The sequence below is a fragment of the Mycobacterium alsense genome (assembly GCF_002086635.1).
GTDB classification, from domain to species: Bacteria; Actinomycetota; Actinomycetes; order Mycobacteriales; family Mycobacteriaceae; genus Mycobacterium; species Mycobacterium alsense.
This window is the reverse complement of the sequence record NZ_MVHD01000024.1, coordinates 31,428-56,446: the sequence shown is the minus strand read 5'-3', so window position 1 is coordinate 56,446 and position 25,019 is coordinate 31,428. Positions and strand designations below refer to the sequence as shown.

Below are 25,019 nucleotides of genomic sequence, written 5' to 3'. Positions count from 1 at the left end.
GCCGTGCACCCACGGCGGGAATTTCGGCCGTTTCAGCGCCCAGGCTGCACTGCCGAATCCCTGGCCTCACACTCGACGCCCAAGCCGCGCGCTCAGGTCGCGTCGGAGTCGAACGGCGCCGGACCGGCCGCGCGCGGCCCGGCCCCAGCGGCCCCAGAGGCTTCAGGGGCCCCGGACACTGCAGGGCCCTCCACCGGCTTCGGCGGCGCCCCGTTGGTCGGGCGCTCGAAGTTGCCTGTGAAGAACGAGTCGTCGCCGTCGAGCAGGTGCTTGGTCAGCGCGGCGCGCGGAGTCATGCCGCGCAGCTTCTGCAGCTCGCTGAGCGGGCCGCGCAGGTCGTCGAACTCGGGGCCGATGTCCTCGCGCAGCTGGTTGGTCACGCCCGACAGGTAGTCGCGGGTCTGGCGCAGCGCGGTTGCCGTCCAGCGCATGGCGCCGGGCAGCCGTTCGGGGCCGAGGACCAGCAGCCCGACCACCACCAGGACGAGCATTTCTCCCCAGCCCACGTTGGCGAACATCTAGCCTCCAACTAGCCTTTGTCCCCGTCGGGTTTGACCGTCAGCGTGACGTGCCGGCCGTCGCGGACGACCTCGATCGGGGCGTCCTGCCCGATGTTCAGCTGCCGGACGGCGACGACGAACTCGTCGGCGTCGGCGACCTTGCGGTTGCCCACCTTGACGATCACGTCGTTTTCCAGAATCCCGCCCTTTTGGGCCGGGCTGCCCGCCTTCACGTTGGCGACCTGGGCGCCCGACGCGATGGCGTTGCTCACCGACCGGGTGCTGACCCCCAGCGTGGGGTGCACGATCTTGCCGTCCTTGATCAGCGTCTGCGCGACCTCCTTGGCCTCGTTGATCGGGATCGCAAAGCCCAGCCCGCTCGCGCTGTCCGACAATGACTTGCCCGCGGTGTTGATGCCGATCACCTGAGAGTTCATGTCGATCAGCGGGCCACCGGAGTTGCCGTGGTTGATCGACGCGTCGGTCTGGACGGCGTCGATCACGGTGTCGGTGTCGGAGCCCTCCCCCGACAGCGGGACGGGCCGGTGCAGCGCGCTGACGATCCCGTGGGTGACGGTGCTGCGCAGGCCCAGCGGCGCGCCGGCGGCGAGGACCTCGTCACCGACGCGGACCTTGTCGGAGTCGCCCAGCTGGGCCACGCTCAGGTTGTCGACGTTGTCGACCTTGAGCACGGCCAGGTCGGTCTTGGGGTCGCGGCCGACGAGGTTGGCGGGAACCTCCTTGCCGTCGTTGAAGACCACCGTCGTCTTGAACTGGCTGGGGTTGTTGGCCGCCTCGGAGATGACGTGGTTGTTGGTGACGATGTAGCCGCGTCCGTCGATGACGACGCCGGAGCCCTGCATGCCCTCCTGGTCGCTCTTGGACTCGATGGTCACCACAGCGTTGGCCGTCGCGGACGCCACCTTGGCGAACCGGCCGGCCGGGAGTTCACCGTTGTTGCTGGTCGACAGCGTCACCTTCGAGGTGGTGAAGGCCTCGACGACCTCGGCGGTCTTGCGGCCGATCACCCCGCCGATAGCGCCGATCACCAGCGCGATCGCCAGCAGGACGCCGAGTGCCAGGTAGGAGACCTTGTTCCCGAACAGCACGTCGCGCACCCCGAGCTTGCCGCGGTAGCCCGGCACGCCCTGCGGTCCCGACGGCGCCACCGCCGGGGTGCCCAGCGCGGCGGCGGCGGTCGGGTCGCGCCACGGGTCGTCGGCACCTTCCGGCTCGGCACCGTCCCGCTCGCGGACCAGCGCGCCGGCGTCGATCGGGTGGCGCTGCAGCGACTCCGCGGTCCCGGCGGGCCGCCCGAACGCCTCCCCGAGCACCGGATCGACCGGTTGGTCGTGCGGTATGAACTCCACCTCGCTGCGGTACTTCTGCGGGCGGACCCGCTCGGCGACAAAGGAACCCCGCAACCCGGCGGGACGGCTGAACATCTGGCGCGATGCGGCGTCGACCGGAGGTCGAGAAACGGGACGCGGCGGCAGGCGGTCGCCGCCCCTGTCGTCCTGGTTGCCGCTGTTGTTGGCGTCGGAGGTCACATTTTCCTCTTTTGGGAGTCCGTTTTTGGAAGTCCTCGTCGGGAGCGTTCGCGACAGGCTGCCTAGCGGGCGCTTTGCGCCGCGCCAGCGTTGTCCGTGTCCACCCTAGTATCCACGGGGCCGCGTCGATCGGCATGAACGGGCGCGGCGCCGACGCGCACTACCGGCGCTTACGCTGATCGCGCGCGTCGGGGTCGTCGGGGGGGTCCGACTCGTCGTTCGGCGGATAGTGCGGAATCTCCGACAGCAGCCCGAGCAGGTTGCTGGGGATGCGGATCGGGCGGGAGTCGCGCAGCGCCGCACGCGCACGGCTTTGACCCTCCACCTCGGCCGCGCACTCGGCACACAGCGACAGATGATGCGCGGCGCGCAGGTGGGCGTTCATCCGCAGCTCACCGTCGACGAACGCCGCGATCGCCTCGGTGGACAGGTGCTCGGTGGAGCGGAACCGCCGGGGGGCACCGACCGGCGCGTCGCTCTGGGAGGCCAACTGTGCGGGCAGCCAGGAGAACGCGCGGCGAAACACCTCTCCTCGGTCGGCCATCAGCGGATCCTTCCCGCGACCTCGACGTCGCCCATCTTCTGAATGTAGCGCGACGGGGCGGCCGATACCCCTCGACAGCGCGCAAAACGTCGGGATTAACCGGCGCTGCGTGGTCCGGCGACGCGGTGGAAGGGGATCAGATCCGCGCCGCGTCGGCGCGGATGCCGTGCTCGGGGTGCGCGGCCAGGTAGTCGCGCAGCGCCTGACGTCCGCGGTGGATGCGGCTGCGCACGGTGCCCAGCTTGACGCCCAGGGTGGCGCCGATCTCCTCGTACGACAACCCCTCGATGTCACACAGCACGACGGCGGCGCGGAACTCCGGCGGCAGCGAATCCAGTGCGGCCTGCAGGTCGGGCCCGAGCCGCGAATCGTGGTAGATCTGCTCGGGGTTGGGCTCGTCGGCGGGCACCCGGTCGTAATCCTCGGGCAGTGCCTCCATGCGGATGCGCGCGCGCCGGCGCACCATGTCGAGGAACAGGTTGGTGGTGATGCGGTGCAGCCAGCCCTCGAACGTTCCCGGTTGGTAGTTCTGGACCGAGCGGAAAACTCGGATGAACGTCTCCTGGGTCAGGTCCTCGGCGTCCTGCGGATTGCCCGAGAGCCGGTAGGCCAGCCGGTACACCCGGTCGGCGTGCTGGCGGACGAGCTCGTCCCACGACGGCATCGTCGCCTTGTCCCCCGTCGCGTCGAACACCGCGGTGCCCTGCAACTCCTCGGTCGTCTCCACCCACTCGTCGTCGCGGCAGTCCTGGGCGTGCGACATGGTCGTCGGGCTCAAAAGCGCTGTGGTGATTGGATCCTCCAGGTTTGACAGTTCGCTGACGGCGGCAACGCGAAGCTCCCACTGGGTATTCCCATTTCGGGCCGTTCCATTCCGCCGAGTTGCGCCCCCGGCCCCCCGAACTCCGCGCTCCATGCGCCCACCGTCGCCCACCGGCGTATGCGGGGCATAGGAGCAAACTGAGGTTTGCCTGAGAAACCAAATCGTTACCTGCTTTGAACAGGGCGAACCGGCCGCCGAGTGAGCTTGGTCGCCGCCGCGATCCCGGGCGTGTCGCCACCGTCCCGCTCAGGCGCGCCTGCCCGACCGCGGGGCAATTTGGAATACGCTGCGGGCATGAACGGCACCGACGCAGAAACTGGCCAGGCGGCACCGAGTCGAGCCGACTCGCTGTGCGCGCACGCCGAGGCGTCCATATCCGAGGACGCGCTGCTGGCGGCGGCCCGCGAGCGCGCCACCGAGATCGGCGCCGGGGCGGTGACGCCGGCGGTCGGCGCGCTGCTGAGCCTGCTGGTCAAGCTCAGCGGCGGCAAGGCCGTGGCCGAGGTGGGCACGGGCGCGGGCGTGAGCGGGCTGTGGCTGCTGTCCGGCATGAGCGACGACGGCGTGCTGACGACCATCGACATCGAGCCCGAGTACCTGCGGCTGGCCAGGCAGTCGTTCTCCGAAGCCGGCATCGGGCCGTCCCGCACCCGGCTGATCAGCGGCCGCGCCCAGGAGGTGCTCACCCGCCTCGCCGACGAGTCCTACGACCTGGTGTTCATCGACGCCGACCCGATCGACCAGCCGGAGTACGTGGTGCAGGGGGTGCGGCTGCTGCGCTCCGGCGGGGTCATCGTCGTGCACCGCGCGGCGCTGGGCGGCCGGGCGGGCGATCCCGCCGCCCGCGACGCCGAGGTGACCGCGGTGCGCGAGGCCGCCAGGCTCATCGCCGAGGACGAAGGGCTCACCCCCGCGCTGGTGCCGCTGGGCGACGGGCTGCTGGCCGCGGTCCGCGACTGATTCCGCTAATTCCGCCGAGCAGGCAACACCCTTGACCCTTGACGCCCGACTGAACGAGCGTTTAATGTACTGAACATGCGTTCAGCTGACCTGACCGCCGCCGCCCGGATCCGCGACGCGGCCATCGAGCAGTTCGGCCGGCACGGGTTCGGCATCGGGCTGCGCGCCATCGCCGAGGCCGCGGGCGTGAGCGCCGCGCTGGTCATCCATCACTTCGGCTCCAAGGACGGCCTGCGCAACGCCTGCGACGAGTACATCGCCGCCGAGATCCGCAGCACCAAAATCGAGGCGCTGCAGTCCAACGACCCCGCCACCTGGTTCGCGCAGCTGGCCGAGATCGAGGACTACGCACCGCTGATGGCCTACCTGGTGCGCAGCATGCAGTCCGGCGGTCAGCTCGCGACGATGTTGTGGCGCAGGATGATCGACAACGCCGAGGAATACCTCGAGGAGGGCGTGCGGGCCGGCACCATCAAGCCCAGCCGCGATCCCCGTGCCAGGGCCCGGTATCTGGGCATCACCGGGGGCGGCGGTTTTCTCCTGTATCTGCAAATGCACGACACCCCAACGGATATCCGCGCCGTCCTGCGCGACTACGCCAGCGAGATGGTGCTGCCCGCCCTGGAGATCTACACCGAAGGACTGATGGTCGACCACACCATGTACGACGCATTCCTGGCCGCCGATGATCGAGGAGAAGACCATGCCAGCTGATAACCGCACGCCCATCGAAATCCGCGGCCTGACAAAGAACTTCGGTGCGGTGCGGGCGCTGGACGGCCTCGACCTCAGCGTGCGCGAGGGGGAGGTGCACGGCTTCCTCGGACCCAACGGGGCCGGGAAGTCGACGACCATCCGCATCCTGCTGGGCCTGGTGAAGGCCGACGGCGGAACCGTGCGGCTGTTGGGCGGCGACCCGTGGACCGACGCGGTCGAGCTGCACCGCCACATCGCCTACGTGCCCGGCGATGTCACCCTGTGGCCCTCGCTGACCGGAGGCGAGACGATCGACTTGCTGGCCCGCATGCGCGGGGGCATCGACGAACGCCGCCGCGCCGAGCTCATCGAGCGCTTCGACCTGGACCCGCACAAGAAGGCGCGCACCTACTCCAAGGGCAACCGGCAGAAGGTCTCCCTGATTTCGGCCTTCTCGTCGCACGCGCGCCTCCTCCTACTGGACGAGCCCAGCAGTGGCCTGGACCCGTTGATGGAGAACGTGTTTCAGCAGTGCGTGGGCGAGGCCCGCGGCCGCGGTGCGACGGTCCTGCTGTCCAGCCACATCCTGGCCGAGACGGAATCGCTGTGCGACCGGGTGACCATCATCCGCGCCGGCAAGACCGTCGAGAGCGGCACGCTGGAGTCGATGCGTCATCTGAGCCGCACCTCGATCACCGCCGAGATGATCGGCGACCCGGGCGATGTCAGCCGCATCAAGGGCGTCGAGGACGTCAGCGTCGACGGCAACACGCTGCGCGCGCAGGTCGAGAGCGAAAGCCTCGGGGAACTCATCCGTGTCCTGGGCGACGCCGGGGTGCGCAGCCTCGTCAGCCAGCCCCCGACCCTCGAGGAGCTCTTCCTGCGCCACTACAACGGCGCCGAAAGCGACAAGAAGGTCTCCGCATGAGCACCGCGACCCTGGACCTTCCGCGCCCGGCCCAACCGCGCGCCGCTTCCCACTTCTCCGGCACGCTCGGCATGCTGCGCCTCTACCTGCGCCGCGACCGGGTGTCGCTGCCGCTCTGGGTGCTGCTGCTGTCGGTGCCTCTGGCCACGGTCTACGTCGGCAGCATCGAAAAGGTCTACCCCTCCGCGTCGGACCGCGCCAGCTTTGCCGCCTCCATCATGGCCAGCCCCGCCCAGCGCGCGCTGTACGGGCAGGTCTACAACGATAGCCTTGGGGCCGTTGGCATTTGGAAGGCGGGGATGTTCCACCTGCTGATCGCGGTGGCCGTCATCCTCACGATGATCCGCCACACCCGCGCCGACGAGGAGACCGGCCGCACCGAGTTGGTGGGCTCCACCGCCGTGGGCCGGTACGCCTCGCTGAGCGCGGCGCTGCTGCTGTCATTCGGCGCGTCGATCGCCACCGGCGCGATCGGCGCGGCGGGCCTGCTGACCACCGAGGTCCCGGCCGGCGGGTCGCTCGCGTTCGGCGCGGCGCTGGCATGCTCGGGCCTGGTCTTCACCGCCGTGGCGGCGCTGACCGCGCAGCTCTCGCCGAGCGCCCGCTTCGCCCGCGGAGCCGCGTTCGCCGCGTTGGGGGCCGCGTTCACGCTGCGCGCCGTCGGCGACGCCGGTGACGGGCGGCTGTCGTGGCTCTCGCCGTTGGGCTGGTCGCTGCAGGTCCGGCCGTACGCGGGCGACCGTTGGTGGGTGCTGCTGCTGCATCTGCTGACCACGGCCGCGCTGACCCTGGTGGCCTATCGGCTGCTCGCCGGCCGCGACGTGGGCGCCGGACTGATTGCCGAACGCGCCGGGCCCGGCGGTGCCGGAACGCGGCTGCGCGGCGTCGACGGGCTGACGTGGCGGCTCGACCGGGGGGCGCTGCTGCTGTGGACCGTGGGCCTGTGCCTGTACGGCGTGCTGATGGGCAGCGTGGTGCACGGAATCGGCGACCAGCTCGGCGACAACGCCACCGTGCGCGACATCGTCGCGCGCATGGGCGGCACCAGCGCGCTGGAGGAGGCCTTCATCGCGGTGGCGCACGCCATGATCGGCATGGCCGCCGCCGCGTTCGCCATCTCGCTCACCCTGCGGCTGCACCAGGAGGAATCCGGCCAGCGTGCCGAGCCCGTGCTGGCCGGCGCGGTCTCCCGGACCCGCTGGCTGGCAAGCCATTTAGCGGCCGCGCTCCTGGGACCCGCGATCGCGCTGCTGGCCGGCGGCGTGGCGGGCGGGCTCGTCTACGGCGCCGCGGCCGGCGACCTCGGCGGCAGGCTGGCCGTCGTCGCCGGCAGCGCGGCCGTCCAGCTGCCCGCCGTGTGGCTGCTCGCCGCCGTCACGGTGGCGTTGTTCGGTCTGGCACCGCGCTTCACTCCGGTGGCGTGGGGCGTGCTGGTCGGCATCGTCGCGATCTACCTGATCGGGTCGCTGGCGCGGTTCCCGCAGTGGGTGCTCGATCTCGAGCCGTTCGCGCACGTCCCGCGGGTCGGCGCCGACTTCAATGCTGTGCCGCTGCTGTGGCTGCTGGCGATCGACACGGCGCTGATCATCTTGGGGGCCATCGCTTTTCGACGGAGGGATCTGCGACTATGAAAACCGGCATCCGGGCGGCGGCGTCGTCGGTGTGGGGATTGCTCGGGTTGGGCCTCATGCTGTTCCTGCCGGCGGGCACGTTCGCCTATTGGCAGGGATGGGCCTTCGCCGCCACCTTCACCGCGGCGACCACTCTGCCGAGCATCTACCTCCTGCGGACCAACCCCGAAGCCCTGCAGCGCCGCATGCGCGGCGGACCGCTGGCGGAGACCAGACCGGTGCAGAAGGTGGTGATCACCTCTGCGTTCGCGACGCTGTTCGCGTCGGTGGTGTTCAGCGCGGTTGACCACCGGATGGGCTGGTCGTCGGTGCCCGCCTGGGTGTCGGTGCTCGGCGACGGCCTGGTGGCGACGGGCCTGGGCGTCGCCATGCTGGTGGTCATCCAAAACGGTTACGCGGCAGCCACGGTCACCGTCGAGTCGGGCCAAACGCTGACCTCCACAGGGCTCTACCGGCACGTGCGGCACCCGATGTATGTCGGCAACATGATCCTGATGCCCGGCATTCCGCTGGCCCTCGGCTCGTACTGGGGGCTGTTGTTCCTCGTCCCCGGTGTCGTGGTGCACGTGCTGCGCATCCGCGACGAGGAACGGCTGCTCGCCCGGGAGCTGCCGGGGTACCGCGAATACATGCAGCGGGTGCGCTATCGCCTGCTGCCCTACGTGTGGTAGCGCCGAAATCGCTCTAAGGTAGCGGCGTGGCACTCAACACGGCACCCGCGCTCGACCGGCCGTGGCGGCGCCCGGGCGCGCTGCGGTACGCCGTGCGCCGCGTCCGCGGCATCGCCAAGCCGCCGGTCACGGTCACCGACCCGCCGGCCGACCTCGTGGTCGACCGCGACACCGAAGTCCCGACCCGGGACGGAACCGTGTTGCGGATCAACGTCTTTCGCCGCCCTGGCGACCCCCGTCCGGTCATCTTGAGCATCCACCCCTACGGCAAGGACAACCTGCCGAAGCGGCGGGGCAGGAGGTGGACGTTCTCGGCGCAATACCGCGTGTTGCGCCAGCCGCAATCGGTGAGTTTCTCGGCGCTGACCGGCTGGGAGGCACCGGATCCGGCGTGGTGGACGGCGCGCGGTTTCACCGTCGTCAACGCCGACTCCCGCGGCTGCGGGCGCTCGGACGGCACGGGAAAGCTGCTGTCGCGCCAGGAGGCCGAGGACACCTACGACCTGGTGCAGTGGATCGCCGGCCAACCGTGGTGCGACGGCAACGTCGTCATGCTGGGGGTGTCGTATTTGGCCATCAGCCAGTACGCCGTCGCCGCCCTGCAACCGCCGGCGCTGCGGGCGATCTGCCCGTGGGAAGGCTTCACCGACGCCTATCGCGACCTGACCTTCCCCGGCGGCGTCCGCGAAACCGGCTTCACGCGGATGTGGTCGCGCAACGTCCGCCGCGGCACGCGGCAGGCCTACGACCTCGAGCGCGCCCAGGACGAGCACCCGCTGCGCGACGAGTTCTGGCGCTCGCTGGTGCCCGACTTGTCGGCGATCACGGTGCCCATGCTGGTCTGCGGCAGCTTCTCCGACAACAACCTGCACTCCCGCGGCTCGGTGCGGGCGTTCACCCACGCCGGTTCCGCCCACGCCCGCCTCTACACGCATCGCGGCGGCAAGTGGGCGACGTTCTACTCCCAAGCCGCGCTGGACGAACAGCTGCGGTTCTTCCGCGGCGTGCTGGATGGCCCAAATGTCGGGGCCGGCTCGCGCACCGTGCGCCTCGAGGTGCGCGAGGACCGCGACACCGTCGCCGCGGTGCGCGAAGAGGCCGAATGGCCGCTGGCCCGCACCCGTTGGCGGCCAATACATCTCGCCGGGCCCGGGACGCTGACACCCGAGCGGGCGGTGGAGGCGGGTAGCGTCACGTTCGAAACCGGCTCGCGCGCAGCGTCATTCAGCTGGATCCTGCCCGAGGACACCGAACTGACCGGGCCCATGGCCGCGCGGTTGTGGGTCGAATTGGCCGGCTGCGACGACGCCAACCTGTTCGTCGGGGTGGAGAAGTGGCGCGCGGGCCGGTTCGGGGACCGGTTCGTCGGCTTCGAGGGGTCCTACGGCTACGGCCGCGACAGGGTGACCACGGGCTGGCAGCGCGTCGCGTTGCGCGCGCTGGACCCCGAGCTGTCGCGGCCGTGGGAGCCGGTCGCGGCATGCGCCGAGCCGCGGCCCGTCTCCCCCGGCGAGGTCGTGGCGGTCGACGTCGCGCTGGGCCCGTCGGCGACGCTGTTCCGCGCGGGTGAGCAGCTGCGACTGGTGGTGGCCGGGCGCTGGCTGTGCCCGGCCAACCCGCTGACCGGTCAGCTGCCCGCGGCCTACGCCGGCTCGCCGCGCGGCCGCATCACCCTGCACTGGGGGCCGGGTTTCGACGCCCACCTGCTGATCCCGGAGATTCCCTGAGGACGTCGAGCAAGACGAGGGGACCCTAGATCCACACGCCCTTGCCCACGGCGACCACGCCGCCCGCGCTGATCGCGAAGCGCTCGCGGTCCTTTTCCAGGTCCACGCCGACCATCTCCCCGGGCCCGACGACGACGTTCTTGTCCAGGATCGCGTGCCGCACCACCGCGCCACGCCCGACCCGGGCGCCCGGCATGATGACGCTGCCCTCCACGATCGCGCCGTCGTCGACGACGACGTTCGACGACAGCACCGAGTTGCGCACGGACGCCGCCGAGATGATGCTGCCGGCGCCCACCACGGACTCCTGGGCCGAGCCGCCGTTGACGAACTTGGCCGGCGCGAGGTTCTCCGACTCGCCGCGGATCGGCCAGCGCTTGTTGTAGAGGTTGAACACCGGATGCACCGACACCAGGTCCATGTGCGCGTCGTAGAACGCGTCGAGCGTCCCGACGTCGCGCCAGTATCCGCGGTCGCGGTCGGTGGCGCCGGGCACCTCGTTGTCGGAAAAGTCGTAGACCGCGGCCATCCCGTCGGCCACCAGCCGCGGGATGATGTCACCGCCCATGTCGTGATCCGAGTGGTCGTCCTCGGCGTCGGCGCGAATCGCGTCGACGAGCACCTTGGTGGTGAAGATGTAGTTGCCCATCGACGCGAACGTCGAGGCGGGATCGCCGGGGGTCGCGGGCGGATCCAAGGGCTTCTCCACGAAATCGCGGATGCGGCCGGACTCGTCGGAGTCGATGCAGCCGAACGCCGTGGCCTCGGCGCGTGGCACCCGGATGCCGGCCACCGTCGCGCCGGCCCCGCTGTCGATGTGGAACCGGACCATCTGCTCGGGGTCCATCCGGTAGACGTGGTCGGCGCCGAAAACGACTAGGTAATCGGGATCTTCGTCGTAGATCAGGTTGAGCGACTGATAAATCGCGTCGGCCGAGCCGGTGTACCAGCGCGGCCCCAGGCGCTGCTGGGCCGGCACCGGCGTGATGTATTCACCGGCCAGACCCGACAGACGCCAGTTTTGCGAAATGTGGCGGTCGAGTGAATGCGACTTGTATTGGGTCAGAACGCAGATCCGCAAATAGCGGGCGTTGACGAGGTTGGACAGGACGAAATCGATCAGCCGGTAGGCGCCCCCGAAGGGAACGGCGGGTTTGGCCCGGTCCGCGGTCAGGGGGTACAACCGCTTGCCCTCACCGCCGGCCAGGACAATGCCCAGCACGTGTGGCGCTTCCCTCATGGTTCCAAACTATCGGCCGCCGCCAACCGCTGCCAGCGGGAACGGAAGTGGCCCCTGTCCGTCAACGAATTTGGCCCAGTTTTTTCTGCTGCTCGTCCGATTCTTGTTGAGTTCCCGGGACCCGATTCCTCCATTATTGCCCAAGCCCCGACTCGCGGGCGGCCGCGTCGCCGACGCCGCCCAATCCTCCGGCTCCGCACCCGCCCGACTCGCGGGCGGCCGCGTCGCCGACGCCGCCCAACCCTCCGGCTCCGCACCCGCCCGACTCGCGGGCGGCCGCGTCGCCGACGCCGCCCAATCCTCCGGCTCCGCACCCGCCCGACTCGCGTGCGGCCGCGTCGCCGACGCCGCCCAATCCTCCGGCTCCGCACCCGCCCGACTCGCGGGCGGCCGCGTCGCCGACGCCGCCCAATCCTCCGGCTCCGCACCCGCCCGACTCGCGGGCGGCCGCGTCGCCGAACTACGGTGCGGAGTATGCGCGTCGCGATGATGACCCGGGAGTACCCGCCCGAGGTCTACGGCGGCGCCGGGGTACACGTCACCGAGCTCGTCGCCCAGCTGCGGCGGCTGTGCGCGGTCGACGTGCACTGCATCGGCGCGCCCCGCCCGGACGCCTTCGCGCAGCAACCCGACCCGCGCATGCACGGCGCCAACCCGGCGCTGTCCGCGTTGTCGGCGGACCTGATGATGGCCAACGCCGCATCGGCGGCCACCGTCGTGCACTCGCACACCTGGTACGCCGGCCTGGCCGGGCACCTGACCGCGTTGCTCTACGACATCCCGCACGTCCTGACCGCGCACTCGCTCGAGCCGCTGCGCCCGTGGAAGGCCGAGCAGCTCGGCGGCGGCTACCGCGTGTCCACGTGGGTGGAGCGGACGGCGGTGCTGGGCGCCGACGCCGTCATCGCCGTCAGCGCGGCGATGCGGGAGGACATCCTGCGCGTGTATCCCACGCTGGACCCGAGCCTGGTGCACGTCATCCGCAACGGGGTCGACGCCAACGTCTGGTACCCCGCCGCCCCGCGGGAAACCGGGTCGTTGCTGAGCGAACTCGGGGTCGATCCGCGCCGGCCCATCGTGGCGTTCGTCGGGCGGATCACCCGGCAGAAGGGCGTGGCCCACCTGGTGGCCGCCGCGCACCGCTTCGCCCCGGGCGTGCAGGTGGTGCTGTGCGCCGGCGCCGCCGACACCCCGGAGCTGGCCGACGAGGTCGGGACCGCGATCACCGAGCTGGCCCGCGCCCGCGACGAGGTGTTCTGGATCCGGGAAATGCTGCCCATCGCGGAGATACGCGAAATACTCTCGGCGGCAAGGGTCTTCGTTTGCCCGTCGGTGTACGAGCCATTGGGGATCGTGAACCTCGAAGCGATGGCGTGCGCGACCGCGGTGGTGGCCTCCGACGTCGGCGGGATCCCCGAGACGGTCGCCGACGGTGTCACCGGCTCGCTGGTGCATTACGACGCCGACGACCCGACGCGTTTCGAGACCGAACTGGCCGAAGCGGTGAACGAGCTGGTCGCCGAGCCGGACAAGGCGAAGCGCTACGGCGAGGCGGGCCGCCAGCGCTGCGTCGAGGACTTCTCGTGGGCGCAGGTTGCCGAGCAGACGCTGGAGATCTACCGGAAGGTGCGCGCGTAAGCGGCCTCTAGCTGGTGACGCCCTTGAGTTCGTCGCCCAGGGCGGCGGCTTCGTCGGGCGTCAGCTCCACGACCAGCCGACCGCCACCCTCGAGCGGTACCCGCATAACGATGCCGCGCCCCTCCTTGGTCGCTTCCAAAGGACCGTCTCCGGTACGGGGCTTCATCGCCGCCATCGAGTGCTCCCTCCAGATTCGAGCTGGCCCGGCTTCGCGGACCTGGTCGGCGCCGAGCATGCCCCGCCAGTGGATTTCCAGCCATACCCGACGTTGAAGTGCCAAATCACCCCCCCATTGTTCCCTATCCGGGTCCGCGGGAACACAAAGACCCGCTTGTGACGCCCCAACGGGTCGTCAGAGCGTCGCGGCGGGCACCCAGCAATCGCGAACATGGTCGTCGACCATGCCTGTCGCCTGCATCAGCGCATAGGCGGTGGTCGGCCCGACGAAGCGGAACCCGCGCCGTTTCAGCTCCCGGGCCATGGCCCTCGATTCGTCGGTGGCCGAGGGGATTTCGGACGCGTCGGTGGGCCGGGGCCGCGGCGACGGGGCGAACGACCACAGCAGCTTGGACAGGTCCTCCGCGGAACCCAGGTCGGCGGCGGCGCGGGCGTTGGCGATGGTGGCGTCGATCTTGGCGCGGTTGCGCACGATGCCCTGGTCGGCCATCAGGCGCGCCACGTCGGCCTCGGTGTAGCCGGCGACGGTTTCGATGTCGAACCCGGCGAAGGCGCGCCGGAAGTTCTCCCGTTTGCGCAGGATGATCAGCCACGACAGCCCACTCTGGAAGGCCTCGAGGCTCATCCGCTCGAACAGGGCCACCCCGTCGCGCAGCGGGCGCCCCCATTCCTGGTCGTGGTAGTCCCGGTACATCTCGAAGTCCGGCCCGGGCCGGGTGGCCGCCCAGCCGCACCGGACCCGCTCGTCATCGCTCACACTGTGTCCTGACGATCCTCTGCGTCTTGCGGTTCCACCGAATCGCTCCCGCCCTCGGTCTCGCTCCCGGCCCCCGGCGCCGCGTGCGCCTCCAAGGCCGAGGCCAGCTGGCCGCGCAGCGCCTCGAGCTCGCGGGCGAGCCGGTCGAGCACCCAGTCCACCTCGCTGGTCTTGTAGCCGCGCAGCACCTGGGTGAACTTCACGGCGTCGACGTCGGCGCCGGTGACACCGTAGGCGGGCAGCACCGTGGCCGTCGTCCCCCGCGGCAACGGCGGCAGCTGCTCGCCGCGACCGAACAGCAGGCTGGCCGCGCCGAACAACACGATCGCCACCAGGACCAGCACGACCAGGTACAACAACACCAACGCCACGCGTTCGATATTGCCCTATACCGCCGACAGCGGTCAGCGTGGCCGCACGCCGTTCATCGGCGGGCGGTCCTCCAGCGACACCGGCGCGGTGTGCGCGGTGTAGGCCTGCAGATCGGAGCCGTCGGGCCCGTCGGCGAAAAACTGCGTCAGCCCGACCCCGGAGTCGGGGATCCCGCAGCGCGACAGCAGGGTCGCGATGACCTGGCGGCTCATCGCGCCCAGCTCGGCCAGCGGCCGGTTGCGGTGCGCCCGCACCCCGAGGTTGACCTGGGCGATCGCGTCCAGCCCCAGCCGGTCGAAGGTGTCCACCAGCAGGCCGATCTCCACGCCGTAGCCCGGGGCGAACGGCAGCGACGTCAGCAGCTCCCGGCTGGCCGCGTACTCGCCGCCGAGCGGCTGCAGGATGCCGCCGAGCTCCGGTCGCAGCGCCGCGAGCAGCGGCCGCGCCACCAGCTCGGTCACCCGTCCGCCGCCGGTGGCGTCGGCGCCGGCGTCCGCGTCGCCGACCGTCAACGGCCGCCGGTAGAAGCTTTTGACCAGGTGAACGCCGCGGGAGGGTGGGCCGGTGAGCAGCGGGGCCACCAGCCACGGCACGAACATCGGGTGCGGATCGATCAGGTCGGAGTCGACGAACACGACGATGTCGCCGCTGGTGGCCGCGAGCGAACGCCACAGCGCCTCGCCCTTGCCGGGCCGGGTGGGCACCTCGGGCAGCGCCTGTTCGCGGCTGACGACGCGGGCGCCCGCGGCGATCGCGCGGATCTCGGTGTCGTCGGTCGAGCCGGAGTCCAGCACGATGAGCTCGTCGACGAGGCCGTCGACCAGCGGCGTGATGCTCTCGATCACCGACTCGACGGTCGCCTCCTCGTTGAGGGCGGGCAGCACCACCGAGATGGTCCGCCCGGCCTTCGCGTCCTGCAGTTCGCCGACGGTCCAGGCGGGGCGGCTCCAGTTGCGGTCGGACAGCCAGACGTCGCCAGGCCGCGCGGCGAGGACGCCCTCGCTGGCGAGGTCCACCAGCTCCGTCATGCCAGTCCCCTCACCGTGCGCGCCGGCGGGCGGGTCCCCTGGATGGACGACACCATCTCGAGCACCCGGCGGGTGGCCGCGACCTCGTGCACCCGGAACATCCGCACGCCGGCCGCCGCCGCCAGCGCCGTGGCCGCGAGCGTCCCCTCGAGGCGTTCGGTCAATTCCACACCCAGAGTCTCCCCGACGAAGTCCTTGTTGCTCAAAGCGAGCAGAACCGGCCAGCCGGTGTCGACGAGATCGCCCACGTGGCGCAGCAATGCCAGCCCGTGGAAGGTGTTCTTGCCGAAGTCGTGGGCGGGGTCGATCAGCACCCGGTCGCGGGCCACACCGGCCGCGACCGCCCGCCGCGCCGCGGCCGTGACCCGGCGGATGACGTCGTCGACGACCCCGCGGGTGGTGGTCCCGTAGCTCACCCGAAACGGCCGCGTGCGCGGCAGCGCGCCGCCGGTGTGCGAACACACCAGGCCCGCCCCGAACTCCGCGGCGACCTCGGGCAGCCCCGGGTCGATGCCGCCCCAGGTGTCGTTGATCAGGTCCGCGCCGGCCGCGCAGGCCACCTTGGCCACCCGCGAGCGCCAGGTGTCGACGCTGATCAGCTGGTCCGGGTAGGCGCCGCGCAGCCATTCGATGAACGGCACCAGCCGGGCGGTCTCGGTGTCCTCGTCGACGGCGTCGCCCGGCCCGGCCTTGACGCCACCGATGTCGATGACGTCCGCGCCGTCGGCGATGGCGCGGTGGGCGGCGTCGCGGGCGGCCTCGTCGCCGAAGGTCGCACCCCGGTCGTAGAACGAGTCCGGGGTGCGGTTGACGATCGCCATGATCAGCGGGCGATCCCCGGCGACCGGCCGGCCGCAGAGAAGTGACTGCACGCGTCTATGGTGCCTGGTCGGCGGGCGGTGCTGCGGTTCGCCCTCGAGGTGGTGTTGCGTTGGTCATGGCGCGAGCCGCGCTACGGCGTCGGTGGCCGGAATAACGTCGCGGATGCGGTGGATCGTTTCACCGGCGTAGAGCGCCGCGTGATCGACCACCGCGGCGTTCATCCCGGTCAGCGGCAATGCAGGGGTGTACAGCGGTAGCGCGACACGCTGCAGGGAGACAACGGTGCCAAGCGCGTTCAACGGCAGCGCCTTTCCCAGCGGGGCGCTGACTCGGCTGAGTCTCTGCATCCATCGCGGCCCCAAGTCGTCGCCCGCGCACCAACGGTCGGTGACCGCGTTCGGCACCACCCGGTGCGGCAGGTGCCAGCCCATCCCGAAAACCAGCGTGCGGATGGTTCGCCGGGCACCCAGTACCCGCTTTTTGTACTCGGGATGGGCGGACGATTCCTCGGTGAGCAGGAACCGGGTTCCCGCCACCGCGCCGGCCGCTCCGGCCGCCAGCAGCCTGCGCACGTCGGTGGCGTCGGCCACGCCGCCGGCAGCCAGCACCGGAACGTCATCGACCGCCTCGAGCACCTCGGGCAACGTGATGGCCAGTGTCCGGTCGGCCATCAGGTGTCCACCGGCCTCGACGCCTTGCACCACGAGGCCGTCCGCACCGGCGGCCAGTGCGCGGCGCGCCTGCATCGCGCTGCCGACGGTGCAGAACACGCGGGCGCCCGCCGACCGCAGCGCGGCCGTCCACCGCGGCGAGATGCCGCCGTGCAGAACCACCAGGGGAACCCCGGCCGCGGCGCACGCGTCGACGTGGGCCCTGCGGATGAACGGTACCAACAGATTCGCCGCTACCGGCCGTTTCCCGGCCAGCATGGCCGCGCGGCGCAGCTCGGCCGCGAACGTCTGCGGGTCGGCCATGCCCACTGTGCCCAGGGCACCGGCCGCCGACACCGATCCGGCCAGCTCACCGTTGGCCACGCCGCCGCCCATGCCTGCCTGCATCACCGGGTATTGCAGCCCGAGCGCTTCCAACGGGTTCACCTACCGCCCCCTCAAACCGGGCAAAGCATCAGCCATCGCGCTTCCGCGCCGGTTTCTGCCGGGGACGCTGCGCGGCGCGCACCACAACGCAGCATCGGCCCTCGCGGGGCGCCAGCACCGCCCGGCCGGGTCGTTCCCCGGCCGCCTCGAGCATGCCGCGGATCAGCTGCAAGTTGAGATCACAGACCAACTTGGGATACTCGCCCGCCAGGAGATGAAACGGGCAGTTGCGCAATTCGATGTCGCCATCGGCTGTGGGAGCGGGCTCAAACCCGCACCCGCACAGCGCATCGACCACACCGCTGTCTGACCCGCTGGACCGCCCGGCCTTGCGCGCCGCCGCCGCCACCATCGAGCCGACCTTGCCCGACTCGTCGGCGGCCACCGCTTCGGCGAGCAGCTTGGCCAGCAACCGATAATTGCGTGGCGGCACGCTCGCCGACAGTTCCTGTTGCACACGCGCGTAGCGCTTCGCCGGGCGCCCCGCCCCGGGACCCGACCGGCCAGACGGCCGCGCATAACTCACCGCGAGGATCCCAGCGTCTGCCAACTTGTCGAGATGGTAGGCCGCCAGCGTGCGGCTGATGCCGACCGCCGCCGCCGCGGCATCACGCACCACCGGCTCGTCGCGAGAGGCCACGTACTCGTAGAGCAGGCGTCGCACCGGGTCGTCCAAACTACTCAGCCCGGCCACGGCGTCAACGCCATCACCCGCGCTGATACTCATGGTTCCAATCTAACACCAATGAATCTTGACGAAAATGTTCTTGCGCCGTCGGACGACATGCCCACCAGTCCCTCGCCGTTCGTTTCAAGCATTGCTCTCGGCGAGTCCCTTGAGGTTGAGCAGTTGGCGGCGAGCCATCACCAGGTCGCCGACCGAGATCAGCGGTGCAAGCCACCGACCTGTCGCGGTGACGACCTTCATCAGCAGGCGGGTTACGTCACCGTTCGACACGAGTACGTAGGAGATGACCGCGCCCGCGATCCGGCCGGTGAGCTGCTCTGCCGGCGAGACGGACAGGATCCGCCCGAGCCGGCGAGTTGCGGCGGTGCTGAAGTGTTGCCCGACAGCGGGTTCCGGCAGGGCGCGTCGCTCTTGCGGCGACCGCCGCCCCAGGTTGTCGATGCAGTCATAGGAGTACGGCGCGAGCCTGATCTGTCCGACCCACGGCCACAACCCCTCGGGGGTGCAGCGCACGGTGACGCCACGCCACGCCTGCAGAACAGGGACCGGGACGATGTCGTCGCACGGGTAGTGGCTGGCGACCTCGTCGTCGGTCACCCCCATCGGTCGCCGATCACTGGGTCCCCACTACTTGCCGGCCCACTGCCGATCAACGAGGGTGACGTGGCGAACCTCGACGAGGAACCACAACGCCCCGGCGACCACCCCGAGGATTGCTATGAGCGCCGTCGCGCCAAGCCATTCGTAATGCCCGTAGGCGGCGGCAACCACGCTACTGATCATCCCGAAAAATCCGACCGTCAGGAGGATGAAGCCGGGCCAGAAGAAGTTGTCCTTCATCGTGATACCGGCGCGTGGATGCATCGTCCGGAAATGATCCGTCGGGTCGTGATGCGTGTATCCCATTGCTCTCCACCCTTCGTCGCTCACCGAAGAAAACGCATGACGCCTACCGGACGTACACCTCGGGCAGCAAAATGGCGCCGATCGTTGTCGCGAGCCATACCACGATCGTCGCGGCAACCCATGACAGCGTCGGGCCGATGCTCAACCCGTGAGTGAATGCCCCGGCGAGACCCATCGCGACGAAGGTAAGGATCAGGGCGGTGCTGCCGAGGACAAGCGGCGTCCATCCATGGGGCAGCCTCAAGATCCACAGCGACAGGGTCGTCTGCGTTACCGAGAAAAACAGCACGGCGAAGATGACCCCTGAGGCCGACATCGAGACACCGGGGACGACCCACGCCGCCGCCATCAGTCCGAGAGTCCAGGATGCCAGGCGCGCGATGGCCCCCAACAGAATTCGCGTCGGGGCAGCACTCCCACGCCTCCGTGCCGCGAACAACGACGCGTGCCCGCTCATGGGGGTCTTGACAGCTCGGCCCGGTTGTTGCCCGCTCGGCACAGCAGTGGTCATGTTGCCTCTTATCAGGAATCGGCATCCGTTCTCGAATTTTCAAACGCGACGACTTCCCTCGTCAATACTTTTTAGTGTTAGAAAGGACACAGGGTCGCTGTTGGCGCACCCGAAGGGCGCCGGATGTGTGGCGCGCCTGGCGGTTTCGGGCCGCCCGCCCGATCCCGCGCCGGGGCGTACGGCAATGTAACACCAATAGATCTTGACAAAGCGGTCGGCGACCGTCTAAAACCAGTCATCATTGCCGATACAGGAGGAACGATGGCGTCTGCCCGTCTGCCCCGGTCTTTCGTGTCACGAAGGCGGTAATGCTCCATGACCACGCTCAACCACAGGAATCACCGCGCGACCCCGCCTTCGCTGTTACAGCTGGCCGATCGCCCGGTCCGCGATCTGGCCGCCGCCGAACAGGCGGCAGGTGCATTCCTTCAGGCGCTGGGCATATCGCTGAACGGCGAGAGCATGCGTGCCACACCTGCGCGAATGGCCCGCGCCTACGCGGAGTTGTTCAGCGCAGAACCGTTCGAGGCGACCACGTTTCCCAATGACGAGCGTTACGACGAACTGGTGGTGGCGCGCGACATCCCGCTGCGGTCGGTCTGCGAGCACCATCTACTCCCGTTCACCGGCACCGCGTGCGTCGGCTACCTTCCGGGTGAGCGCATCCTTGGGCTGTCCAAGCTCGCCCGGGTGGTCGAGCATTTCGCATGCCGGCCCCAGGTCCAGGAACGGTTGACCAAGCAGGTCGCCGACTGGCTCACCGATCACCTTCAGCCACGCGCGGTCGGTGTCGTGATCCGCGCCGAGCACACCTGCATGACCCTGCGCGGTGTGAATGCCACCGGCTCGACCTCTGTCACCTCCACCCTGCTCGGTACCTTGCGTACCGACCCCAGTTCCCGGCACGAATTCTTCGCGCTCGCCGGCATCGGCCGTTAAAACAGGCGCACTGCCCCAGAGACCGCTACCGGCGCTGCGATCGACTGTGAGCTGACGGCGCCGGGCGTGAAGCGATGGCTTTGGGGGTGAGCTCAGGGCGGGATGTCGGCGCCCTATTCCGCCCGGCGTTCACGCGCGAAGCCCAGGCTTCACAGTCAAACCTGACCGCGGCCCCATTAGCAGACGGGACCTTTAGCCCTGCGGCCGCTTACCTTGAGCCACCTCTTCGGGGTACTCGTCGTAGTACGGCACGTAGCCCTCGTCGCGGCCGGCCAGCACGTACAGCGGGTCGTCGATGTCCGAACCGTAGGCCTGATCCCGCAGCTCGACCTTGCGGCTCTTGAACGTCGTGGTGTGCTCCAGCGACTTCACCACCCGCACGAACAACGGCAGCGCGTAGGCGGGCAGCTGGCCGTACACGGCGCGGGCCAGGGATCCGCCGTCGAACTCGGCGCCGTCGCGCAGCTTGACCGCGGCCATCCCGGCGCGCCCCCCGGTGTGCGGGATCTCCACGCCGAACACCGTGCACTCCTCGACGGAGTCGTCGGAGGCCAGCGCCGCCTCGACCTGCGTGGTGGCGACGTTCTCGCCCTTCCACCGGAACGTGTCGCCGAGCCGATCGACGAACGCGGCGTGCCCCATGCCCTGCGGGCTCATCACGTCACCCGAGTTGAACCAGCAATCGCCCTCACGAAAAGCGTTGCGCACCAACTTCTTTTCGCTCGACTCCTTGTCGGTGTAGCCGTCGAAGGGCTGTAGCCGGTTGACCGGGCTGAGCAGCAGGCCGGGCTGGCCGGGCGGCACCCGGCGCACCCGCCCGCTCTCGTCGCGCAGCGGCTCGCCGGTGTCGGTGTCGTACTCCACGTAGGCCAGCGGCATCGGGAAGATGCCCGTGGTCCGCGGCACGTTGAAGACGTTGATGAACGCGGTGTTGCCCTCGCTGGCGGCGTAGAACTCGCACACCCGCGCGATCCCGAACCGCTTGGTGAACTCGTCCCAGATCTCCGGGCGCAGTCCGTTGCCGGCGATCAGCCGCACCCGATGCGCGCGGTCGGTCGGCTTGGGCGGCTGGTTGAGCAGGTAGCGGCAGATCTCGCCGATGTAGATGAACGCCGTGGCGTCGGAGGCGATCACCTCGTCCCAGAACTTCGACGCCGAGAACGAGCGGCCCAGCGCCAAAGTCGCCCCGGAGTTGATCACCGACGACAACGCCACCGTCAGCGCGTTGTTGTGGTACAGCGGCAGGCAGCAATACAGCGTGTCGGAGCTCTTCAGCCGCAGCCCGATGCCGCCGAACGCCGCGAGCGCCTTGAGCCACCGCAGGTGCGTCATCACGCTGGCCTTGGGGAAGCCCGTCGTGCCCGAGGTGAAGATGTAGAACGCGGTGTCGCGCGCCCGCACGGCCGACGCCGACGCGGGGTTGGTGGCCGGCGCGCTCACCGCGAACCGCTCCAGGTCCTCGACGGTCAGCGTCTCGGTGGCGCCAGCGCCGCCGCACTCGGCCACGGCGCTGACCAGGTCGGTCTCGGCGACCAGGACCTTGGCGTCGAGCAGGCCGAGGCTGTGCGCCAGCACCTCGCCGCGTTGGTGGTAGTTGAGCATGCCGGCGACCGCGCCGCACTTGACCGCGGCAAGCATCGACAGCACGGCCTGGGGCGAGTTGCGCAGCATGATCGCGACCACGTCGCCGTTGCCCACGCCGCGCGCGGCCAGCACCGCGGCGTACCGGTTGGCGGCCGCGTTGGCGTCGCGGTAGGTCAGTTGCTGGTCGCCGAACCGCAGAAAGACCCGGTCACCGTAGCGGGCGGCCCGCTCGGCGAACACCGTGCCGATCGACCGGTGCGAGCCCGGCTGGACCAGCAGCCCGGTCCGCATTCCGCGCACGATCGCCGGGAGGTCGGCAAGGACCCCCGGCACCCGGGCCGCGATGTCGGTCAGTCGGACCGCGGTGCGCGCTCCCCCGTTGTGATCGGACAACTGGTCCCTCTATTCCTGTGATTCCCCTCGGACGCCGGCCCTCAGGCTGGCGCGCACGCCTCCACTGCGGCACCCACCTTATCGACCAGCACCAACCGATCCATCGCTGCTTGGGTGATGTATCCCCTGTCGAGCAGTCCGCACAGCCACAGCCACAGTCCCTCGTAGTGCCCGAACGGGTCCAGCAGGACGATGGGTTTGTCGTGCGCGCCGAGGAAACCGGTGGTCCAGGCGTCGAACAGCTCGTCCAGCGTGCCGATGCCGCCGGGCAACACGATGAATGCGTCGGCGCGGCTCTCCATGATCTGCTTGCGCTCGTGCATGGTGTCGCTGACGATCAGCTCGTCGGCCTCCGCGTCGGCGATCTCGCGGCGCATCAGGTTCTGCGGGATGACGCCGACGGTCCGGCCGCCCCGGGCGCGGGCGGCGCTGGCCACCGCGCCCATCGCCGACACCCGACCGCCGCCCCACACCAGGGTCCAGCCGCGCTCGGCGATCGCCTCGCCGAGTTCCGCAGCGAGCCCTAGCAATTCGGCATGGTCGGGGCCCGACGCGCAATAAACGCACACCGCCCACGGGCTGGAGGGGTCGCGCTGCGCGGGCATACCACGAAAGGTAGACCACGCCGGGTGCGGCCCGCACACCGCGCGCAATAAAATCCGGCGGGTGCCGATTCGATGGGACGTCCCCCAGCACGAGGCGGCGTTGCAGCGGCTGGGCGACGCGCTCGCGGCCGGGCGGGGGGCCGTCGTGCTGGGTCCCGACGGCTGCGGGAAATCCACGCTCGCCCGGTTGGCCGCCGAAAGCTACGCCCGCTCGCGCCCGGCCACGCTCGCCCGCTGGGTCACCGGCACCCCGACCGAGCGCGCCGTCCCGTTCGGGGCTTTCGGCCACCTGATCACCATCTCGGAGATCGGCAAGCCCGCGGCCCTGTTGCGGGCGGCCCGGTCGTCACTCGGGGGCGATGAGCTGCTGCTCGTCGTCGACGACGCCCATGAGCTGGACGTCCTGTCGGCCACGCTCGTGTACCAGCTGGCGCTGGCCGGCACCGCGCGGATGATCGTCACCGCCCGCGCCGAAGCGGCGCCCGCCGCCATCGCGGCGCTGTGGACCGACGACCTGCTGCCGCGGCTCGACATCGAGGCACCGGGAGGGCCGACAAGGCCCTCCGAAATCGCCGCGGTCGACGCGTTCATCGCCGAGTTGCCCGCCGCGGCGCGGGCCGTGCTCGAGTACCTCGCCGTCGCGGAGCCGCTGTCGGTGGCCGACCTGACCGCCCTGGCCGGCGACGGCGCGGTCGGCGAGGCCGAGGACCTGGGGGCCGCCGAAACCCGCGTGCGCGGGGACGGTGACGACCCGGTCGTCTACACCGCGCACCCGCTGTTCGCCGCGCGGGCGCGCGCGGCGCTCGGCGCCGACGATGCGCGCCGGCGGCGCACCGAGGTGGTCGAGCTGCTGGCGCGGCGGCCGTCGGGGCACCTCAGCGACCGGCTGCGGCTGGCCTCGCTGGCGCTCGATAGCGACGCCCCCCAGCGCGTCGCCGAGGTCGTCGCCGCCGCGCAGCAGGCGCTGCGGCTGGGCGACCTCGCGCTCGGCGAGCGACTGGCCCGCTCCGCGCTGCAGCGCTCCGGGGGCCTGGCGGCGCGGCTGGCGCTGGCCCACGCCCTGGCGTGGCAGGGCCGTGGCCGCGAGGCCGACGCGGTGCTGGCCGAGGTCGACTCGGCCGCGCTGGCCGAGCAGGCACTCATGGACTGGACGCTGTTGCGGGCGGCCAACCAGTTCTGGATGCTCAGCGAGCCGGAGCGGGCCACCGCGTTCCTGCGCACCATCCGCGGCCGCGTGTCGGACGGGGGTCCGCGCCTGACCCTCGACGCGCTGAGTGCCACCTTCGCGATGAACGCGGGCAACGTCGGGTACGCGGTCAAGGTCGCCGGCGAGGTCCTCGCGTCGCCGTCGGCCGACGACCAGGCGGTGGCCTGGGCCGCCAGCGCGGCGGCGCTGTGCGCGGCGCGGCAGGGCCGCTTCGGCGACGTCGAGCCCCTGGCGCAGCGCGCGTTGGCCGCCGAGCATCCCGGGCTGCTGCGCTTCACGATCGGGCTCGGCCAGACCACCGCGCTGTTGATGGCCGGCCGGCTCGACGCGGCGCGGGAGCTGGCCCAGCAGTTCACCGACTTCGCCGAACTGCAGCAGCCCGGCCGCGCGATCGGCGAGGTGCTGCTGGCCCACGTGCTGATCGCCGGTGGCGAATTCGGAAGAGCCGCAGCGCTGCTCGGGCCCGCGGCCGCCGCCCTGGAACGCACCGGCTACTCGTGGGGCCCGCTCTCGCTGACGCTGCTGGCGACCGCGCTGGCCCAGCAGGGCGACACCGCGGCGACCGCAAAGGCGTTGAGCCGCGCGGAATCTCGGCACGGCACCAAGTCGGCGCTGTTCAGCCCGGAGCTCGGTGTGGCGCGGGCGTGGCGGCTGGCCACCATGCGCGACGCGCACGGCGCGGTGGACGCCGCCCGCGACGCCGCCCGCGCGGCCGAACGCGGCGGGCAGTCGGCCGTGGCGCTGCGCGCCTGGCACGAGGCCGTCCGCCTCGGTGACACCCGAGCGGCGGATCCGCTGGCCCGGCTGTGCGGCGAAATCGACTGTGCCGCGGGCCGGCTCGCGCTCGCCCACGCACGGGCCCTGGCCGCGGGTGACGAAGCCGCGCTTCGCGCGGTGTCGGACGATCTGGCGGCGGCCGGAATGCGCGCGGCGGCCGCCTCCGCCGACGCGCAGGCGCGCCGCATTGTGCGCGAACCGTGACACCACCGTGCCACCACGGTGACCATGACGCCTCACTGTTTCCC

At 70.6% G+C, this 25,019-nt stretch carries 27 protein-coding genes; 9 read left to right on the top strand and 18 right to left on the bottom strand.

All coding sequences use genetic code 11. From position 1 onward, the window contains the following. Positions 1-92 precede the first annotated feature (92 nt). The 4 genes from tatB to sigE all read right to left on the bottom strand — a co-directional run bounded on the left by tatB (position 93) and on the right by sigE (position 3,510). The gene (tatB, locus tag BST11_RS14950; protein ID WP_083138708.1) at positions 93-518 is read right to left on the bottom strand and encodes a Sec-independent protein translocase protein TatB; all 426 of its coding nucleotides are present in this window, start codon (positions 516-518) and stop codon (positions 93-95) included. Between the two features lie 11 nt (positions 519-529). Then, positions 530-2,050: a serine protease HtrA gene (gene htrA / locus BST11_RS14945; protein ID WP_083138707.1), complete on the bottom strand. Its 1,521-nt coding sequence runs from the start codon at positions 2,048-2,050 to the stop codon at positions 530-532. A gap of 160 nt (positions 2,051-2,210) precedes the next feature. After that, complete coding sequence (rseA, locus tag BST11_RS14940; RefSeq protein ID WP_083138706.1) at positions 2,211-2,594, bottom strand: anti-sigma E factor RseA; 384 nt, start codon at positions 2,592-2,594, stop codon at positions 2,211-2,213. 136 nt (positions 2,595-2,730) lie between these two features. Further along, the gene (gene sigE, locus BST11_RS14935; protein WP_083138729.1) at positions 2,731-3,510 is read right to left on the bottom strand and encodes an RNA polymerase sigma factor SigE; all 780 of its coding nucleotides are present in this window, start codon (positions 3,508-3,510) and stop codon (positions 2,731-2,733) included. A gap of 201 nt (positions 3,511-3,711) precedes the next feature. Here sigE and BST11_RS14930 point away from each other — a divergent pair, with 201 nt between their 5' ends. The 6 genes from BST11_RS14930 to BST11_RS14905 all read left to right on the top strand — a co-directional run bounded on the left by BST11_RS14930 (position 3,712) and on the right by BST11_RS14905 (position 10,030). Next, positions 3,712-4,377 carry an O-methyltransferase gene (locus BST11_RS14930; protein ID WP_067316947.1) on the top strand — a complete coding sequence of 222 codons (666 nt, stop codon included), beginning with the start codon at positions 3,712-3,714 and terminating at the stop codon, positions 4,375-4,377. Positions 4,378-4,452: 75 nt separating this feature from the next. Next, positions 4,453-5,091: a TetR/AcrR family transcriptional regulator gene (locus BST11_RS14925; protein ID WP_083138705.1), complete on the top strand. Its 639-nt coding sequence runs from the start codon at positions 4,453-4,455 to the stop codon at positions 5,089-5,091. Beyond that, complete coding sequence (locus BST11_RS14920; RefSeq protein ID WP_083138728.1) at positions 5,081-6,001, top strand: ABC transporter ATP-binding protein; 921 nt, start codon at positions 5,081-5,083, stop codon at positions 5,999-6,001. The genes BST11_RS14925 and BST11_RS14920 overlap by 11 nt, the downstream gene beginning before the upstream one ends. Then, positions 5,998-7,632 (top strand): ABC transporter permease, encoded by a 1,635-nt coding sequence (locus tag BST11_RS14915; protein WP_142276360.1) that lies wholly within the window; start codon positions 5,998-6,000, stop codon positions 7,630-7,632. Before BST11_RS14920 ends, BST11_RS14915 begins: the two co-directional genes overlap by 4 nt. After that, a complete protein-coding gene (locus BST11_RS14910; RefSeq protein ID WP_083138704.1) occupies positions 7,629-8,303 on the top strand; it encodes a methyltransferase family protein in 675 nt (224 codons plus the stop codon). The genes BST11_RS14915 and BST11_RS14910 overlap by 4 nt, the downstream gene beginning before the upstream one ends. A 26-nt stretch (positions 8,304-8,329) precedes the next feature. After that, positions 8,330-10,030 (top strand): CocE/NonD family hydrolase, encoded by a 1,701-nt coding sequence (locus BST11_RS14905; RefSeq protein WP_083138703.1) that lies wholly within the window; start codon positions 8,330-8,332, stop codon positions 10,028-10,030. Positions 10,031-10,055: 25 nt separating this feature from the next. Here the strand turns inward: BST11_RS14905 and glgC are convergent, their stop codons facing one another. Then, positions 10,056-11,270, bottom strand: coding sequence for a glucose-1-phosphate adenylyltransferase (gene glgC, locus BST11_RS14900; protein ID WP_067326314.1), 1,215 nt, complete (start codon positions 11,268-11,270; stop codon positions 10,056-10,058). 133 nt (positions 11,271-11,403) lie between these two features. Continuing rightward, a complete protein-coding gene (locus BST11_RS28955) occupies positions 11,404-11,682 on the bottom strand; it encodes a hypothetical protein (RefSeq protein ID WP_083138702.1) in 279 nt (92 codons plus the stop codon). 62 nt (positions 11,683-11,744) lie between these two features. Here BST11_RS28955 and glgA point away from each other — a divergent pair, with 62 nt between their 5' ends. Then, on the top strand, positions 11,745-12,908 hold the full coding sequence (glgA, locus tag BST11_RS14890) for a glycogen synthase (protein WP_083138701.1): 1,164 nt from the start codon (positions 11,745-11,747) through the stop codon (positions 12,906-12,908). A 7-nt stretch (positions 12,909-12,915) separates the two neighbouring features. Here the strand turns inward: glgA and BST11_RS14885 are convergent, their stop codons facing one another. The 10 genes from BST11_RS14885 to BST11_RS14840 form a co-directional block, all read right to left on the bottom strand. Beyond that, the gene (locus BST11_RS14885) at positions 12,916-13,083 is read right to left on the bottom strand and encodes a DUF3117 domain-containing protein (protein WP_003406247.1); all 168 of its coding nucleotides are present in this window, start codon (positions 13,081-13,083) and stop codon (positions 12,916-12,918) included. 177 nt (positions 13,084-13,260) lie between these two features. After that, on the bottom strand, positions 13,261-13,842 hold the full coding sequence (locus tag BST11_RS14880; protein ID WP_083138700.1) for a DNA-3-methyladenine glycosylase I: 582 nt from the start codon (positions 13,840-13,842) through the stop codon (positions 13,261-13,263). Continuing rightward, positions 13,839-14,213, bottom strand: a complete 375-nt coding sequence (locus BST11_RS14875; RefSeq protein WP_083138699.1) for a DivIVA domain-containing protein — start codon at positions 14,211-14,213, stop codon at positions 13,839-13,841. Before BST11_RS14875 ends, BST11_RS14880 begins: the two co-directional genes overlap by 4 nt. A gap of 33 nt (positions 14,214-14,246) precedes the next feature. Next, a complete protein-coding gene (locus BST11_RS14870; RefSeq protein WP_083138698.1) occupies positions 14,247-15,242 on the bottom strand; it encodes a glucosyl-3-phosphoglycerate synthase in 996 nt (331 codons plus the stop codon). Then, positions 15,239-16,063 carry a dihydropteroate synthase gene (gene folP, locus BST11_RS14865; protein ID WP_142276367.1) on the bottom strand — a complete coding sequence of 275 codons (825 nt, stop codon included), beginning with the start codon at positions 16,061-16,063 and terminating at the stop codon, positions 15,239-15,241. The genes BST11_RS14870 and folP overlap by 4 nt, the downstream gene beginning before the upstream one ends. A gap of 114 nt (positions 16,064-16,177) precedes the next feature. Beyond that, positions 16,178-17,161: an NAD(P)H-dependent flavin oxidoreductase gene (locus BST11_RS14860; protein WP_083138696.1), complete on the bottom strand. Its 984-nt coding sequence runs from the start codon at positions 17,159-17,161 to the stop codon at positions 16,178-16,180. 28 nt (positions 17,162-17,189) lie between these two features. Next, the gene (locus tag BST11_RS14855) at positions 17,190-17,888 is read right to left on the bottom strand and encodes a helix-turn-helix transcriptional regulator (protein ID WP_083138695.1); all 699 of its coding nucleotides are present in this window, start codon (positions 17,886-17,888) and stop codon (positions 17,190-17,192) included. An 84-nt stretch (positions 17,889-17,972) separates the two neighbouring features. Next, positions 17,973-18,446, bottom strand: a complete 474-nt coding sequence (locus tag BST11_RS14850; protein WP_372509600.1) for a polyketide cyclase — start codon at positions 18,444-18,446, stop codon at positions 17,973-17,975. 30 nt (positions 18,447-18,476) lie between these two features. After that, positions 18,477-18,755, bottom strand: coding sequence for a protein UsfY (gene usfY, locus BST11_RS14845; protein ID WP_244897659.1), 279 nt, complete (start codon positions 18,753-18,755; stop codon positions 18,477-18,479). 43 nt (positions 18,756-18,798) lie between these two features. After that, positions 18,799-19,104: a hypothetical protein gene (locus tag BST11_RS14840; RefSeq protein WP_083138694.1), complete on the bottom strand. Its 306-nt coding sequence runs from the start codon at positions 19,102-19,104 to the stop codon at positions 18,799-18,801. A 477-nt stretch (positions 19,105-19,581) separates the two neighbouring features. Between BST11_RS14840 and folE the strand changes: the two genes are divergently transcribed. Beyond that, positions 19,582-20,205: a GTP cyclohydrolase I FolE gene (gene folE / locus BST11_RS14835; RefSeq protein ID WP_083138693.1), complete on the top strand. Its 624-nt coding sequence runs from the start codon at positions 19,582-19,584 to the stop codon at positions 20,203-20,205. A 192-nt stretch (positions 20,206-20,397) separates the two neighbouring features. Here folE and fadD6 read toward each other — a convergent pair whose 3' ends face one another. After that, complete coding sequence (gene fadD6 / locus BST11_RS14830) at positions 20,398-22,182, bottom strand: long-chain-acyl-CoA synthetase FadD6 (protein WP_083138692.1); 1,785 nt, start codon at positions 22,180-22,182, stop codon at positions 20,398-20,400. A gap of 41 nt (positions 22,183-22,223) precedes the next feature. After that, positions 22,224-22,787 (bottom strand): TIGR00730 family Rossman fold protein, encoded by a 564-nt coding sequence (locus BST11_RS14825; protein WP_083138691.1) that lies wholly within the window; start codon positions 22,785-22,787, stop codon positions 22,224-22,226. Positions 22,788-22,848: 61 nt separating this feature from the next. Between BST11_RS14825 and BST11_RS14820 the strand changes: the two genes are divergently transcribed. Next, positions 22,849-24,975: an ATP-binding cassette domain-containing protein gene (locus tag BST11_RS14820; protein ID WP_169834914.1), complete on the top strand. Its 2,127-nt coding sequence runs from the start codon at positions 22,849-22,851 to the stop codon at positions 24,973-24,975. Positions 24,976-25,019 lie beyond the last annotated feature (44 nt).